This is a genomic window from Cupriavidus sp. SK-3, assembly GCF_000611145.1.
Lineage (GTDB): Bacteria > Pseudomonadota > Gammaproteobacteria > Burkholderiales > Burkholderiaceae > Cupriavidus.
The window spans coordinates 1-642 of record NZ_JFJV02000124.1 but is presented as its reverse complement, the minus strand read 5'-3'; the positions used below and the strand labels follow the sequence as shown (position 1 = coordinate 642).

Annotated in this window: 1 protein-coding gene; it reads left to right on the top strand. The window is 69.2% G+C overall.

Translation table 11 applies throughout. The features are described 5' to 3' along the window. A partial coding sequence (locus tag CF70_RS33800) for an ImcF-related family protein (protein ID WP_235185024.1) occupies positions 1 to 642 on the top strand: 642 nt, incomplete at both ends.

Sequence of the window (642 nt, the reverse complement as noted above, 5' to 3'; positions counted from 1 at the left end):
CAGCGCGTTGGCTGGCACCCGGTCACGGTGTCTGCCATCGTGGGCCTGACGGCCATCGGCCTGTGGAGCGCCGGCATGCTGGTGTCCGGCGTGCGCAACGCGCAAGACGTAAGCGCTGCGCAACAAGTGATTCAGGATGTCCAGTCGGCCCCCAACCCGGCGGCCCGCCTGCGCGCGCTCCTCGCCTTGCAGCATCAGATCGAGCGCTACGCGTACCGCACCCGGCATCACGCGCCGCTTGCGACCCGCTTTGGCCTGAATCGCGATCCGGCGGTCCTTGCCGCGCTATGGAAGCCTTACGCGCAGGCCAGCCGCGAACTGCTCGTCACGCCCGTGCAGCGGGATCTGGAGGCGTCGCTGGTGGATCTTGCGCAACTGCGCACCAGGGTGCTGGATGCGGCAACCAACCGGGTGGCGCTGAGCGGCCACCAGGCGCTCAAGACCTATTTGATGCTGGCTAACCCCGAACGCGCCGAGCCGGCCTTCCTGGCCCCGCAACTGGTGCAGCATTGGTCCACCGATGCCCGGATGACCCCGGGCGAGCGGCAGGACCTTGCCGAGCGCCTGCTCACCTTCTATGCGGCGCATTTGCAGTCGAACCCGGCCGGGCGCATCGCGCCACGGCCCGAACTGGTCGCCGGC